At 64.5% G+C, this 14,444-nt stretch carries 14 protein-coding genes; 3 read left to right on the top strand and 11 right to left on the bottom strand.

Annotation, left to right across the window (positions count from 1 at the left end; translation table 11 throughout):
• Window positions 1-163: 163 nt before the first annotated feature.
• The 11 genes from AAFN89_RS19400 to AAFN89_RS19350 form a co-directional block, all read right to left on the bottom strand.
• Window positions 164-1,000, bottom strand: coding sequence for an ABC transporter permease subunit (locus AAFN89_RS19400; protein ID WP_347540872.1), 837 nt, complete (start codon window positions 998-1,000; stop codon window positions 164-166).
• Window position 1,001: 1 nt separating this feature from the next.
• Entirely contained in the window at window positions 1,002-1,931 is a 930-nt protein-coding gene (locus AAFN89_RS19395) for an ABC transporter permease subunit (protein ID WP_347540871.1), read from the bottom strand.
• Window positions 1,928-3,085: a polyamine ABC transporter ATP-binding protein gene (gene potA / locus AAFN89_RS19390; RefSeq protein ID WP_347540870.1), complete on the bottom strand. Its 1,158-nt coding sequence runs from the start codon at window positions 3,083-3,085 to the stop codon at window positions 1,928-1,930. The genes AAFN89_RS19395 and potA overlap by 4 nt, the downstream gene beginning before the upstream one ends.
• A gap of 92 nt (window positions 3,086-3,177) precedes the next feature.
• Window positions 3,178-4,281 (bottom strand): polyamine ABC transporter substrate-binding protein, encoded by a 1,104-nt coding sequence (locus AAFN89_RS19385; RefSeq protein ID WP_347540869.1) that lies wholly within the window; start codon window positions 4,279-4,281, stop codon window positions 3,178-3,180.
• A 136-nt stretch (window positions 4,282-4,417) separates the two neighbouring features.
• A complete protein-coding gene (locus AAFN89_RS19380; protein ID WP_347540868.1) occupies window positions 4,418-4,855 on the bottom strand; it encodes a hypothetical protein in 438 nt (145 codons plus the stop codon).
• Window positions 4,856-5,091: 236 nt separating this feature from the next.
• Window positions 5,092-6,471: an aspartate aminotransferase family protein gene (locus AAFN89_RS19375; protein WP_347540867.1), complete on the bottom strand. Its 1,380-nt coding sequence runs from the start codon at window positions 6,469-6,471 to the stop codon at window positions 5,092-5,094.
• A gap of 219 nt (window positions 6,472-6,690) precedes the next feature.
• The gene (locus AAFN89_RS19370; protein ID WP_347540866.1) at window positions 6,691-7,251 is read right to left on the bottom strand and encodes a hypothetical protein; all 561 of its coding nucleotides are present in this window, start codon (window positions 7,249-7,251) and stop codon (window positions 6,691-6,693) included.
• A gap of 78 nt (window positions 7,252-7,329) precedes the next feature.
• Window positions 7,330-8,676: a sulfite oxidase gene (locus AAFN89_RS19365; protein ID WP_347540865.1), complete on the bottom strand. Its 1,347-nt coding sequence runs from the start codon at window positions 8,674-8,676 to the stop codon at window positions 7,330-7,332.
• A gap of 137 nt (window positions 8,677-8,813) precedes the next feature.
• The gene (locus AAFN89_RS19360) at window positions 8,814-9,614 is read right to left on the bottom strand and encodes a hypothetical protein (protein WP_347540864.1); all 801 of its coding nucleotides are present in this window, start codon (window positions 9,612-9,614) and stop codon (window positions 8,814-8,816) included.
• A complete protein-coding gene (locus tag AAFN89_RS19355; RefSeq protein ID WP_347540863.1) occupies window positions 9,611-10,150 on the bottom strand; it encodes an RNA polymerase sigma factor in 540 nt (179 codons plus the stop codon). The genes AAFN89_RS19360 and AAFN89_RS19355 overlap by 4 nt, the downstream gene beginning before the upstream one ends.
• Before the next feature lie 36 nt (window positions 10,151-10,186).
• Window positions 10,187-11,518, bottom strand: a complete 1,332-nt coding sequence (locus AAFN89_RS19350) for a glutamine synthetase family protein (RefSeq protein ID WP_347540862.1) — start codon at window positions 11,516-11,518, stop codon at window positions 10,187-10,189.
• Window positions 11,519-11,742: 224 nt separating this feature from the next.
• Here AAFN89_RS19350 and AAFN89_RS19345 point away from each other — a divergent pair, with 224 nt between their 5' ends.
• The 3 genes from AAFN89_RS19345 to AAFN89_RS19335 all read left to right on the top strand — a co-directional run bounded on the left by AAFN89_RS19345 (window position 11,743) and on the right by AAFN89_RS19335 (window position 14,290).
• A complete protein-coding gene (locus AAFN89_RS19345) occupies window positions 11,743-12,204 on the top strand; it encodes a helix-turn-helix domain-containing protein (protein WP_347540861.1) in 462 nt (153 codons plus the stop codon).
• A gap of 13 nt (window positions 12,205-12,217) precedes the next feature.
• Window positions 12,218-12,805 (top strand): PIN domain-containing protein, encoded by a 588-nt coding sequence (locus AAFN89_RS19340; protein WP_347540860.1) that lies wholly within the window; start codon window positions 12,218-12,220, stop codon window positions 12,803-12,805.
• Window positions 12,806-12,895: 90 nt separating this feature from the next.
• Window positions 12,896-14,290: a glutamine synthetase family protein gene (locus tag AAFN89_RS19335; RefSeq protein ID WP_347540859.1), complete on the top strand. Its 1,395-nt coding sequence runs from the start codon at window positions 12,896-12,898 to the stop codon at window positions 14,288-14,290.
• Window positions 14,291-14,444: the final 154 nt, after the last annotated feature.

Below are 14,444 nucleotides of genomic sequence, written 5' to 3'. Positions count from 1 at the left end.
CTTGAAATAATATGACTCGGGCTGCGCCACCAGAGGGGTGGTTGGCCGGGCGGTCATGCGTGGGGTGCATGGCGTCTGCCGCCGGTGGTGCGGGGATGGCCTATGGATTCCGGATCAGGTCCGGAATGACCAATGAAAACAATGCGATGATGTGCGAGAGGCGCTACGGGCCGGCGGCGGCGGCGAGGCGTTCGTCGCGTTGGCGGGTGCGTTCCTGGCGGCCGGCGAGCCAGCCGGCGACGATGATGCCGGCGGAGACGATGGTGATGATGATGGTCGCCAGCGCGTTAACCTCCGGGCTGACGCCGAGCCGGACGCTGGAGAAGATGACCATCGGCAGGGTCGTGGAGCCGGGGCCGGAGACGAAGCTGGCGATCACCAGATCGTCCAGCGAGAGGGTGAAGGCGAGCAGCCAGCCGGCGACGATCGCCGGCGCGATGATCGGCAGGGTGATGACGAAGAAGACCTTCACCGGCCGCGCGCCGAGGTCCTGGGCCGCCTCCTCCAGGCTTTCGTCCAGGGTGACCAGCCGCGACTGGACGACGACGGCGACATAGGCCATGGCGAAGGTGACATGGGCGATGACGATGGTGATGAACCCCCTGCCCGGCGGCCAGCCGATCAGTTCCTCCAGCGAGACGAAGAGAAGCAGCAGGGAGAGGCCGGTGATGACTTCCGGCATGACGAGGGGCGCGGTGATCATGCCGCCGAACAGGGTCCGCCCGCGGAAGCGGCCGAACCGGGCCATGATCATCCCGGCCAGCGTGCCCAGCACGATGGCGATGGTGGCCGTCAGCGCGCCGACCCGAAGCGACAGCCAGGCGGCCGACAGCATCTGCTCATTGTGCAGCAGTTCCCCGTACCATTTCACCGACCAGCCGGCCCAGACGGTGACCATGCTGCTTTCGTTGAAGGAGAAAATCACCAGCAGGATGATCGGCAGGTAGAGGAAGGCATAGCCGAAGATCAGCGAGGCGAAGAGGAATTTCGACTTGCCCATGTCAGTCCCTCGCCTCCTGCGCGCGACCCTGCATCCATTGGAAGAGCATCATCGGCACCACGAGGAAGAGCAGGATCGCGATGGCGACGGAGGACGCGACCGGCCAGTCGCGGTTGGAGAAGAATTCGTCCCACAGGACCTTGCCGATCATCAGCGTGTCCGGCCCGCCCAGAAGCGCGGGGATGACGAATTCGCCCACCGCCGGGATGAAGACCAGCAGCGACCCCGCGACGATGCCGGGAAACGACAGCGGCAGGGTGATGGCGAGGAAGGCCTTCCACGGCCGGGAGCCCAGATCGGCAGCCGCTTCCAGGAGCGACATGTCCATCTTCTGCAGCGTGGCGTAGAGCGGCAGGACCATGAAGGGCAGGTAGGAATAGGTGATACCGACATAGATGGAGAAGTCGTTGTAGATCAGCTCCAGCGGCTGATCGATCAGCCCCGTCCAGATCAGGAAATTGTTCAGCAGACCATTGCCCTTGAGGATTCCGATCCAGGCATAGACGCGGATCAGGAACGAGGTCCAGAAAGGCAGGATGATGAGCATCAGAAGAGGCGTGCGGTAGACCGGATCCGCCCTTGCGATGGCGTAGGCCATCGGATAGCCGATCAGGAGGCACAGCAGCGTCGAGACGAACGCCATCTTCACCGAGTTCAGATAGGCGATGATGTAGAGATTGTCCGACAGCAGGAAGAGATAGTTGTAGAAGGTGATGCGGACCGTCAGGTAGGCCCCTTCGGCCCATTCGATCAGCGCCGAATAGGGCGGCTGGGCGATCAGCGGTTCGGCCAGGCTGATCTTCAGCACGATCAGGAACGGGATCAGCAGGAACAGCAGAAGCCACAAATAGGGGACGGCGATCACCAGCCCCCTTCCGATCTTTCGGGAACGGGCCGCGTGCGCCCCGGCTTCTTCCGCGCGGTCGGTCACTGCGTCAGCACCACGCCGGCATAGGGCTGCCAGCTGACATAGACCTCGTCCTGCCAGGTGATCGGCAGCTCGGTCATCCGGGTCAGGTTGGGCGCGGTGACGCGCACCGTCTTCCCCGAGGCCAGCCGGATCAGATAGATCGACATGTCGCCCAGATAGGCGATCTCATGCACCGTGCCACGCGTCGCGTTGCGCGGCGATTCCGCGTCGTAGCCGGCCGGCGGCTCCTTGGAGATCGTCATCTTCTCCGGCCGAACGGCGACCCAGACCTGGGCCCCTTCGGGCGCGGAGATGCCATGGTCGATATAGAGGTCGCAGCCCGTTTCCTCCGACGCGATGGTGACGTAGCCCGGCTCGTCCTCCACCAGCCGGCCGCTGAAGGTGTTCACCGAGCCGATGAACTCCGCCACGAATTTCGAAGCCGGGTACTCATAGATCTCCGTTGGCGTGCCGAGCTGGGCGATGAGGCCGGAATCCATCACCGCGATCCGGGAGGACATGGTCATCGCCTCCTCCTGGTCGTGGGTCACGATGATGAAGGTGATGCCGATCTTTTCCTGGATGTTCACCAGCTCGAACTGCGTCTGCTCCCGCAGCTTCTTGTCGAGCGCGCCCAGCGGCTCGTCCAGTAGCAGCAGCTTCGGCCGCTTGACGATGCTGCGCGCGAGCGCGACGCGCTGGCGCTGGCCGCCGGAAAGCTGGTGGGGCCTTCGCTTGGCGAAGCGCCCGAGCTGGACGAGGTCCAGAACCTCCGCCACCCGATCCCTGATCTCCGCCTTGGGCGTCCGGTCCTGCTTCAGTCCGAAGCCGACATTCTGCTCCACCGACATGTGCGGGAAGAGCGCGTAGGACTGGAACATCATGTTGACCGGCCGCGCATAGGGCGGCACGCCCGACATGTCCACGCCGTCGATCAGGATCTTGCCCTCGGTCGGCGTCTCAAACCCGGCCAGCATGCGCAGGAGCGTGGTCTTGCCGCAGCCCGACCCGCCCAGGAGCGAGAAGAATTCCCCTTGATGGATAGAGAGGCTGACATCGTCGACGGCGGTGAAGTCGCCGAACTTCTTGGTCACCCTCTCGATACGGACATAGGGCCGGGCGGCAGGATCGCGCCACGGCTCCAGCTTATCAGGCTTCTGTTCGCTGACCGCCACGATGCCCCCGCATTGCCGTCCCCGCGCCCTTCAGGACGTCCCGGCGCCGCCGAAGCGACGGGCCGGGACGCGTCCTCATCTCGATACCGGCCTTACTCGACGCCGGTGCGGATGCGGGTCCAGGTCCGCGTCCGCTCCCGCGCGTAGCGCGGGCTGGCGGTGCCGACGGAGAACAGCCTCTCCTGAACCTCCGGCGGCGGGAAGATGCCGGGATCGTTGCGAATATAGTCGTCGACCATCGGCAGCGATGCGGGGACGGGGTTGCCGTAGGCGACGTAGTTGGTGATGCCGGCCATCACCTCGGGTTCGAGGATGAAGTTCATGAAGGCGTAGGCTTCGTCGACATTCTCCGCGTCGGCGGGGATGCCCATCATGTCGAACCAGACGATCGTCCCTTCCACCGGGATCGAATAAACGATCTCGTTGCCGTTGTCGGCGTCTTCCGCCCGGAACGACGCCTGATAGACATCGCCCGACCATCCGACCGCAAGGCAGATGTCGCCGTTCGCCAGATCCTCGATGTATTGGGAGGAATGGAATTTCCGGATATAGGGCCGGACGGAGAGCAGAAGCTCTTCCGCCGCCGCCAGTTCCTCCAGATCCTCGCTGTTGGGATCATAGCCCAGATAATTCAGCGCGATCGGCAACATGTCGGTTGGCGCGTCGAGGACCGAGACGCCGCAATCGGCGAATTTCGACACCACCTCCGGATCGAAGATCATGTCCCAGCTATTGACCGGGGCGTCGGGCATCCGCTCCTCGATCATGGCGCGATTATAGCCGATGCCGTCGGTGCCCCACTGATAGATGATGGCGTGCTTGTTGCCCGGATCGGCCGTTTCCACCCGCTCCATCAGCCCTTCGTCCAGATTCTCCCAGTTCGGGATCTTCGACCGGTCGAGCTCCAGATAGATGCCGGCCTGGATCTGCCGCGCCAGTTGCGGCTGGGCCGTCGGCACGACGATGTCGTAGCCGGAATTGCCGGCCAGCAGCTTCGCCTCCAGCACCTCGTTGCTGTCATAGACGTCGTAGGTGACCTCGATGCCGGTTTCGGCGGTGAAGTCCTCCAGCGTCGTTTCGCCGATATAGTCCGACCAGTTGTAGATGTTGAGCTGCTGCGCGCCCGCCAACCCTGGAACCATGAGCGCCGACATTGCCGCCGCGCCGATGAAAGCCCTTCCGATTTGCCGCTTCATAAAGCCACCCCTAATGACGTTTGAGCTTTGGGGAATGATCGTCCCCGTTTTTCTTCAGCTTCCCTACCCGCGTCATTCCACCCATCGGCGCGTTCCATGTCAACAATCAGCCGGCACCAGCGCGAGGAGAACCGGATCATCGCAACCCGGCGACCAACGCGAAATCGGCCGGCTTGCGCGGCGGCAGGGGCGGCGTGAAGGCGGGGGTGTGATCGGGAATTTGGGTCCGGCGGCGCGCCGAGGGCGACGCCCAGGGAGACCAGGCCACCCGTTCGACATCGCCATAGCGCAGGGGATCCAGCTCTATGGGCGCGGCGTCGCTGGGAAGCCGCATCGGATGCCACTGATCGATGACGGAATGGCAGGCGGCGACGCCGTCGATCAGCCGCAGCATCGCGCAATCCTGCCCGGTGGCATAGGACAGCGCATGGTCCGTCACGGTCCTGCCCGTTGCCGCGGCGCTGACGCCGTCGGCGGCGTAGGAGGCGACGACGACGGGCGCGGGCAGGCCGCAGCCGCCCAGCGCCAGAACGCCGGCTATCGCCATCGCTATCGGCAGGATGTTGCCCGACACATCCGCTCCCTCTCCCGTTCCACCCGAAGTGGACAGTCATAATGGGTTGGGCGCAAGTGTTAATTTTCCGGGATGGGAAAATTCGGCAGTGGATTGAATTGGAAGGGAAAAGGGGAACCAACTCCCCTCACCCTCCCGCTTCGCGGGTCCCTCCCTCTCCCACAAGGGGAGAGGGTCGCGTTGGTAGCCCTCTCCCCTCGTGGGAGAGGGTTGGGTGAGGGGCGGTTGGTTCGGGGTTACATCTTCCCCAGATCGCGGGCGGTGGCGTCGATGGCGGTCTTGGCGCGGGAGACCATCTCGTCGATCTCCGGCTTGGTCATGGTCAGCGGCGGGGAGAAGACCATGGCGTCGCGGACCGCCCGCATGACCAGATTGTTGGCGAAGCAATGGTCGCGGCATTTGGCACCGACCGCCCCGTATTTCGGGAACCGCTTGCGGGTCTTCTTGTCCTCGACAAGCTCGATCGCGCCGATGAAGCCGACGCCCCTCACCTCCCCGACCAGCGGATGGTCGGCGAACGTCTCCCTCATCTTCTGCTGGAGGTAGGGCCCGGTTTCGGTGCGCACGCGGTCGACCAGCTTCTCCTTCTCCAGGATGTCCAGATTGGCCAGCGCCACGGCGGCGGCCACCGGATGCCCGGAATAGGTGAAGCCGTGATAGAATTCGCCGCCTTCCTCGATCAGCGTTTCGGCCACGCGATCGCCAACCATCACGGCCGACAGCGGCACGTAGCCGGACGTGATGCCCTTGGCCAGCGTCATCAGATCGGGCTTGATGCCGTAGAGGTCGGAGCCGAACCAGTGGCCGGTGCGGCCGAACCCGCAGATCACCTCGTCGGCGATCAGCAGCACGTCATACTCCTTGCAGATGCGCTGGAGTTCCGGCCAGTAGCTGGCCGGCGGGATGATGACGCCGCCGGCGCCCTGGATCGGCTCCGCGATCACGGCGGCGACCGTGTCGGCGCCCAGTTCCCTGATCCGATCCTCGATCGCGCGGGCGGCGATCAGGCCGAACTCCTCCACATCATGGCCGCCGCCGAAATCGTACCAGTAGGGCGGCATGACATGGTGGAAGCCGGGGAACGGCAGGTCCGCCTGCCCGTGCATCGCATCCATGCCGCAGAGCGAGACCGACACCATGGTCGAGCCGTGATAGCCATACTTCCGGCCGATGATCGTCTTCTTCCGGTGCTTGCCCTTCAGGTTCCAGAAATGGCGGACCATGCGGACGATGGTGTCGTTCGCCTCCGACCCCGAATTTGCGTAGAAGGCGTGGTTCAGCCCTTCGGGCGTCAGGTCGACCAGACGCTTCGACAGTTCGATCACCGGGACCGTCGTGGTCTTGAAGAAGGTGTTGTAGAAGGGCAGTTCCAGCAACTGGTCATAGGCCGCGCGGGCCAGTTCCTCCCGGCCGTAGCCGACATTGACGCACCACAGGCCGGCCATGCCGTCCAGCATCTTCTCGCCGTCTGAATCCCAGAGCCAGACGCCCTCGGCCTTCGTGATGATGCGGCTGCCGCCTTCGCCCGCAAGGCTCTTGTGGTCGGTGAAGGGCGGCAAATGGTGCTGCGTGTTGAGACGCTTCCACTCCGCGGTGGTGCGCTGCATGTGGGTCATGGGTCTTCCCCCGGTATCGAAATGCTTGGAAATTTGTCAGCTTGAACGCGCGCGGGATCAGCCGCGCGGCGGGTTGTAGCCGATGCGCGCGCAGAGGATCAGCAGTTCCGCCCGGCGCGACCGCCGGTTGCCGAAAAGCGCGATTCCAAGGGGTATGCCCATGGGCGAGATAATGTCCGAAGGCGCGGGCGCTGTCGAGCGTTCCGGTAGCGCCCGCAGTCACCGTTCAGATGAGAAATGACGCTTCAGATAGGAGAGGATCAGTTCCCGCTGCTCAGGCGATTGTTCGGGCATGCCCTGCTCCTCGATCATCCAGTTCCAGAGATAATCCCAGCGGGCGTCGGAAACGTGCTGCTGGCGGATGATAGCCGTCGAATGGCAGGCAGAGCACAGGTAGAACGTCTCCTCCATGCCCTCGGAAACCGGCAGGTCGCCGAATTCGGGATCGGTAGGCGTGGAAGGGCCGGCCGCCATCCCCGCTATGGGGGCGGCGGCGCGGGCCATCGGATTGAAGCCGCCGCTATCGGCGGAACGCGCCATTTCGGCGACCTGGCGACGGCGCGCCTCCGCTTCGGCGGCCTCGGCGGCCGCCCGTTCGGCCTCCGCCGTCGCCTGCCGTTCCGCCTCGGCCTGCTGCTCGGCCAGCAATGCGGCTTCCCGCGCCGCCTGCCGGTCGATCGCCCATTGTTCCGCGTACCGCGTCACCGCCCAGTGACCGCCGCCGCCGACCGCCGCCGACAGGACGACCGCCACGCCGAACGCAATAAGATGCTGCGCCATGAATAAACCGGTTTCCGTGTTTCTTCGGGAAGATTCTCCCATGGCCGCCCGCGCGGCGGCCATGGGACGGAGTCGGGATCAGACCGCGAAAACGGCGATCCGATGGATCATGTTGTTGCCGTAGCCGCGGGGATTCCAGCCGGGCACGACGGGCGGCTGCATCTTGCCCTCGCCGTCGGTTGCCCTCGCCCACACCTCGTAATAGCCGGCTTCCGGGAGGGTGATGTCGGCCCGCCACCGCTGCCACGCATATTTGTTCGGCGGAGCGTCGAGCGCGGCTTCCTGCCAGGTCTGGCCGAAATCCACCGACACATGCATCGCCGCCACGTCGCCCGCGCCGGCCCAGGCGTGGCCGCGGATTTCAGTCGGCTGGCCGACGGGGGCCTGCGCGCCGCTTTCCGGGAATGTGATGAGCGACTTCACCGGCATGACTGTGAGGATCTCCATATCCTCCTCCGGCACCTCGATTCCCGGAGCGACCGGGTAGGCCGGCAGCCGGTAGGAATATCCCGTCATCTTCGGCCCGTCATGGACCTGATTCCGCACCCAGATGCGATTGAGGAACTTCTGCGACGCCGACCCGGGATAGCCCCCGATCAGCAGCCGCAGCGGAAAACCGTGGAGGGCCGGGACGGGTTCGCCATTCATCGCCCAGGCGATCATGTTCTCCGGCTCCATCGCCTTTTCGATGGGAACGCCGCGCGAAATGACGACCTTCTCCACATCGCCGGAGAGATGAACGTCGTTGCCATAGTGCGCGGTATAGACCGCCGACGGCTTCACGCCCGCCGCGTCCAGCACGTCGCGCAGCCGCACGCCGGTCCATTCGGCGTTGGCGATCGCGCCGACCGACCATTGGTTGCCCGAGGCGCCGGGCTGGTAGAACGCGCGGCCGTTGCCGCCGCATTCGAGCCACATCTGCCGGGTGACGGGTTCGAAATTGTTCTTCAGGTCGTCGATCGTGAGTTCCAGCGGCGTGTCGACCTCACCGTCGATCGTCAGGCGCCACCCTTCGGCGTTCTGGTCCAGCGCCGTCTGCGGAACAAGCCCGTTGAAGCGGACGAAGTGCCGGGAATAGGGCGTCACATCGTCATCGAGGAGGTGAGCCGGCGTCTCCGCGTTCAGCGGCCGGTCGCTGAGGAGGCTCAGCCCGTCCTTCCCGGTCATGAGGTCGATGCCGGTGTCCTGGGCGTAGGCGGCGGGGATGAGCCCCGACGGCATGTAACGATGGAAAGGGATGGCCGCGCCCAGCATCGCCGTCATCGTCGCGAGGCCGGCGCCCTTGAGGAATCCACGACGGTCGCCATGGGCGACCCGTCCGAAGACGATCCGATCCGCCTCGTCGGGCTGGTCGGCATAGGCTTCCCGGATATCCTGGGGCGACAGCGGCGATTTCGCCGGCCGGCGATCGTCGATATGGGACATTCCCCTCTCCCTCCTTCTTGTCGTTCTGGCCATCCGCGAATGGGCGAAAGCCCCCGGACGCGGAAGAAGAGACCGGAAAAAGCGGGGATTTATTCCATGACGCCTGAAAAATACCGGAGGCAGGAAATACCGGGGCGTCAGCCGATGCAGGGAGCGTTCGCCGGGTCGCCGTTTCGGGCCAGGACCGTGTCGTCCGCGACCCCATCGTCGGAATGACGGCTGAATTCCTCGACCAGATCGACCACCGCATCGAAACGATCGAGGGCCATGCCTTCGGCGACCAGCGCGTAGCCGGTTTCCCCGACGCGCCAGACGGCCGTCCGCAGGCCGTCGATCTCCTTGACCGGTCTTTGCGGCGCGTCCCCGGACGCCGCGCCGATCCATAGACCGAGCCGGCAGCCGCGCGTGCCGGAATAGCCGACGAACAACCCAGCCGCCTCTCCGGTGGCGGAAACCGTCATGTCGGACACCCACAGGCGAAGGCCGGAAAGGTCGGGAACGCCCCGCGGCGGGATCGTCGCGGCCGCCGCCATCCCGGCGGCGCGCAGAGGGTCGGCTTCCGCATCCCTTTCCAGCCAGGCGGCATGCTCGGCCATCGCGATCGTCCTGAGATCGCCCTGCCCTTCGGCCGCCGTCAGATGGATCGCCGCGCCAGCCCCTACCGCGAGCAGAAGAAGGATCGTCGCCGCCCATGCGACGGGGCGGAATGACCGAGAGCGCGATCGATCCGCCAGCGGCGGCAACCCGGCGATCGGTCCCGCGTCGAGGGCGGCGATGCTGGCGGCCTTCAACCGCGTCAGTTCGGCGATCCGCGCTGCCAGACGGGGATCGGAAGCCGCGCCGGCGGCGACCCGCGCCGCGGCGTCGGCATCCAGTTCGCCATCCACATAGGCGTTGATTTCCTGCCAGTCAGGCTCGTTCATGGCGGCCGCGTTCATGGTCTTCGATTCATCCGCAAGGGCCGGACGTTGTTTCCCCTCAAAACGCCCAGAAGCGAACTTCGGGCACGGCTCAGGCGGCTCATCACCGTGCCGACCGGCGTCTCCAATATGGTGGCGACCTCCGCATAGGGAAAGCCGGCAAGGTCGACGAGCGCGATGACCTCCCGATGTTCCGGAGACAGCCGGTCGAGCCCCTGGCGCACGGCGATGACGTTGACGACGGCGGTTTCGCCGTCCCACCGGTCCGCGGGGTCGCCGTCGCCGGCAAGCGGGCGACCGATCTCGCGCCGATGATGGTCGATCCAGACGTTCCTCACGATCCGAAACAGCCAGGCCCGAAGCGCGGCGTCGTCCCGGGGGGTCGTTCGGGCGGCCAGCGCCCGTACGATGCCGTCATGGAGGAGGTCCTGCGCGGCGTCGCGGTCGCCGGTCAGGCTGACGGCATAGCCGTACAGCCGACGCATGGATCGTTCGATCTCACCCTCGACCCGACGGCGGCGACCGCCGCGCCCCAGATATCCCACTCCCAGCATCCTCAGCCCATCATGATTCCCGGCAGCCCCACCCGCTCATACGTTGAGCAGCAGGTTCTCGCGTTCCCAGGAACTGATGACCTGATGGTAGGCGTCGTATTCCGCCAGCTTCACGTACCAGACGGCGTCCATGAACTTGTCGCCCAGCACCTCGCGCAGGGGCTTGGACGCGTTGAACTTGTTCAGGGAATCGTACAGGTGGCGCGGCAGGGTGAAGGCCAGCTTCTTGGCGCTGCCCATCACCGGGTTCGACGGCTCAAGCCCGTGGGTCATGCCCAGATAAGCGCAGGCGAGCGAGCCCGCGATCATCAGGTAGGGGTTGGCGTCGGCCCCGGCGACCCGGTTCTCCACCCGGCGGGCGTTGGGTTCGCTGACCGGCACGCGGAAGCCCGTGGTGCGGTTGTCGAAGCCCCAATGGACGTTGATCGGCGCGTCGCTTTCGGGATCGAGCCTGCGATAGGAGTTCACGTTCGGCGCGAAGAGCGGCATCGCGGCGGGCACGTATTTCTGGAGCCCGGCAATGCAGGAAAGCAGGAGCGCGCTGTTCTCCCCGTCATCGTCGGAAAACAGGTTCCGGCCGGTCTCCAGGTCCACGACGCTCTGGTGCAGGTGCATGGCCGAGCCCGGCTCCCGCTGCATCGGCTTGGCCATGAAGGTGGCGTAGACGTTGTGGCGAAGGGCGGCCTCCCGCATGGTGCGCTTGAACAGCAGCACCTGGTCCGCCTGCTCCAGCGGGTCGCCATGGTTGAAATTGACCTCGATCTGCGCGGCCCCGGCCTCGTGCGACAGCGTGTCGACATCGATGCCCATCGCCTCGCACCAATCGTACATCTGCTCGAAGATCGGATCGAATTCGTTGACCGCGTCGATGCCGTAGGCCTGGCGCCCCGTCTCTGGCCGGCCCGACCGGCCGATCGGTGGGACCAGCGGGTAGTCCGGATCCTTGTTCATCGCGACCAGGAAGAATTCCAGTTCCGGCGCGACGACGGGCTTCCAGCCCTTTTCCTCATAAAGCTTCAGCACCCGGCGCAGGACGTGCCTGGGCGAGATCTCGACCGACGATCCGTTTGCGTAGACGCAGTCGCAGATCACCTGGGCGGTCGGCTCCTCATACCAGGGGACAGGCCGGATGGTGTTGGGGTCGGGCACCATGTAGACGTCGATCGTCGCGTCGTCGGTGACGTCCTCGTCAGGATATTCCCCGGTGACGGTCTGGACGAAGATGGATTCCGGGATGCGCAGCCCCCGATGATCCAGGCTGCGGAGGAACTTCTCGTCGGGCAGGATCTTGCCCCGCGCGATGCCGTTCATGTCGGGGACGAGACATTCGACCTCCGTGATCCGATGCTCTTCGATGAATGACTGCATCGGTTCCTTGGGTTCGCTGCCGGAATCCAAAACACGCCTCTGAAATTGTTGAAACCGCCGTGATTATGGCCGCAAGCGCCGTCAAAGCGCCAGCGTCTCGGCGGAGCAGGTCGCTTCGGGCGTGTGGACGCATCGGAACAAGCCGATCGTCAGCTTGTTTCGTTGTTGCGTTTGTTTCGAATATACGCGATACGCATATTGTGTGCTCACGCACAAAGGAGAGGATGATGGCCGCTGCAAAAGCTCGAATTTTCGATGATCGGATGCCGTCCAGCGCAGAGATCGAGAGCGCCAATCAGCTTCGCCAAATCCTCGCGGGCACCATCAAGGACAATGAGCCGACGCAACTGAAACTTGCCATCAATGCCGGGACACGGGCGGATGTTGTGCTGGCGCCCGCTTTGGCGCGCTCCTTCATGACCTTGCTGCGGTACGTGGGCAGTGGACGAGCGGTCACCATAGTCCCCACCGAGGAGATGCTGACGACGCAACAGGCCGCCGACCTCTTGAATATTTCCAGACCCCATCTGATCAAGCTTCTGGAGCAAAAGAAGATTGCCCACGAGATGGTCGGCCGTCACCGGCGGATTCGCGCGCAGGACCTGTTCGACTACAAGCGGAAACGCGATGCCGATCGGTCGAAGGCCCTGGACGATCTGGCCGCCCTGGACGCGGACCTGATCTAACGCTGCGGCCAGAATGAGAGCAAATCGCTACACGGCAACGATCGATGCATGCGTGTTAGCGGGAGCCTTGCCGCGCAACATGGTCCTGAGTCTGGCGGAGGCGGGATTCTTCCGCCCCCGCTGGTCCGCCGAAATCCTTGCCGAGGCGGAACGCGCCATCTGTTCCATCCTCCGGCAGCGGGGAATCGCAGATCCGGAAGCCATCGCCAACCGTCATTGCGATGCAATCAAGCGCGCCTTTCCAGAAGCAATGACCGAAAGATACGAATATCTGATTCCGGAATGCGAATTGCCGGATAAGGATGATCGTCACGTTCTCGCCGCGGCTATCCAGGCGCGATCCTCTGTCATCGTGACGGAAAACACGAAACATTTTCCGACGGGTTACATCGCCTCGTTCGACATCATCGTCTCAACGACAGATAAATTCCTGGCAGACGCGATCGACCTTGATCCCCCCGGTGCAGTCGCAGCACTCCGCACAATGCGCCAGCGGTTCAACAGACCTCAACTCGATGCGGAGAATCTGATTCTGAAGATGGAGAGCGCAGGCCTAAGCCAGACTGCAAATTTGCTGATAGGCGAAATAGACTCACTGTGATTCAAGGTGAGACGCTCTTTTCGGCCGGCTTGACAGGCGCACGGCAAGGGTGAGGATGAGGCTTATCCGAAACAGACTCGTGACGTTCGAATGCCCGATGTGACCCAAGAGGCCGCCCTCCCCGAGACGCTGATCGAGGAGATGGAGGCCTTTCGCAAGGCCTATCCGGACGTTACCCAGATTGACGCCCTGATTCCCGACGCCTGCGGCGTCCTGCGCGGCAAGAAGATCCCGATCGACGGGCTGCCGAAGCTCTACCGGAACGGCGTCACCTTCCCCGGATCGCTGTTCGCCACCGACATCACCGGATCGACGGTGGAGGAGACGGGGCTGGGCTTCGACGATGGCGACGCGGACCGGGACTGCTTCCCGGTGCCGGGCACGCTGGATCCCATCCCCTGGCTGCCCCGGCCGACCGGCCAGGTGCTGCTGAACATGGTCGATCATGACGGGTCGCCCTTCTTCGCCGATCCGCGCACGGTACTGGCGAACGTCATCCAGCGGCTGAAGGATGACGGGCTGCGGCCGGTGGTGGCCATCGAGCTGGAATTCTACCTGATCGACCGGGAGCGGGATGCGATGGGCGCACCGCGCCCGCCGGTGTCGCCGGTCAGCGGCAAGCGGCAGAACACGACCCAGGTCTACGGCATCGACGAGTTGTATGATTTCGAGGCGCTGCTGCACGACATCTCGGACACCTGCAAGGTGCAGCGCATCCCGGTCGATTCGGCCGTGTCGGAGTACGCGCCGGGCCAGTACGAGATCAATCTGCACCATGTCGACGACCCGATGGACGCCTGCGACGACGCGCTGCTATTCAAGCGGGTGGTCAAGGGCGTGGCGCAAAATCATGGCGTCGAGGCCACCTTCATGGCCAAGCCCTATCCGGAACTGGCGGGCAGCGGCTTCCACATCCACATGTCGATCCTGGACCGCGACGGAAAAAACATCTTCTCCAGCGACAATCCGGAAGGGTCGGACGCGCTGCGCCACGCCATCGGCGGGCTGTCGGAGACGATGGCCGAAAGCATGGCGGTCTTCGCCCAGAACCAGAACGCCTTCCGCCGCTTCCAGGCCAATACCTACGCGCCGCACGCCCCGACCTGGGCGGTGAACAACCGGTCGAGCTCGCTGCGCATCCCGCCCAGCGGGCCGAAGGATCGTCGGGTGGAGCATCGCGTCGCCGGCGCGGACGCCAACCCCTATCTGGTCATGGCGGCGGTCCTGGCGGGCGCGCATCACGGCCTGACCAACAAGATCGATCCCGGCCCGGCGATCACGGGCAACGCCTACCAGAAGGTCGAATCGACGCTGACCTCATCCTGGCTGGTGGCGCTGGACCTGCTGAACGAAAGCAAGGTGCTGGAGGAGTATTTCGGCCGCCGCTATCTGGATGTCTATCTGGAGCTGAAATGGGCGGAGCGGGACAAGTTCTTCTCCATGATCACCCCGCTGGAATATGACTGGTATCTGTCGAAGGTCTGACCGGCAAAAGTCTGGCCGGCGGGCCGTCGCTCTGGTCCTCCTCATCGTGCTTCCCCTTCTGGCGGCGTCCTGCGCGGCGCCGAACCTGCGGATGGAGGGATCGGAGGACGGGGTGGACAACTGGTCGCTCAGCCTGCCGATCTGACGCTTTCGC

Source organism: Inquilinus sp. CAU 1745 (assembly GCF_039839375.1).
Classification (GTDB): domain Bacteria; phylum Pseudomonadota; class Alphaproteobacteria; order DSM-16000; family Inquilinaceae; genus JBDOQU01.
Note: the sequence above shows the minus strand (reverse complement) of the source record. Positions and strands in the feature narration are given on the sequence as shown.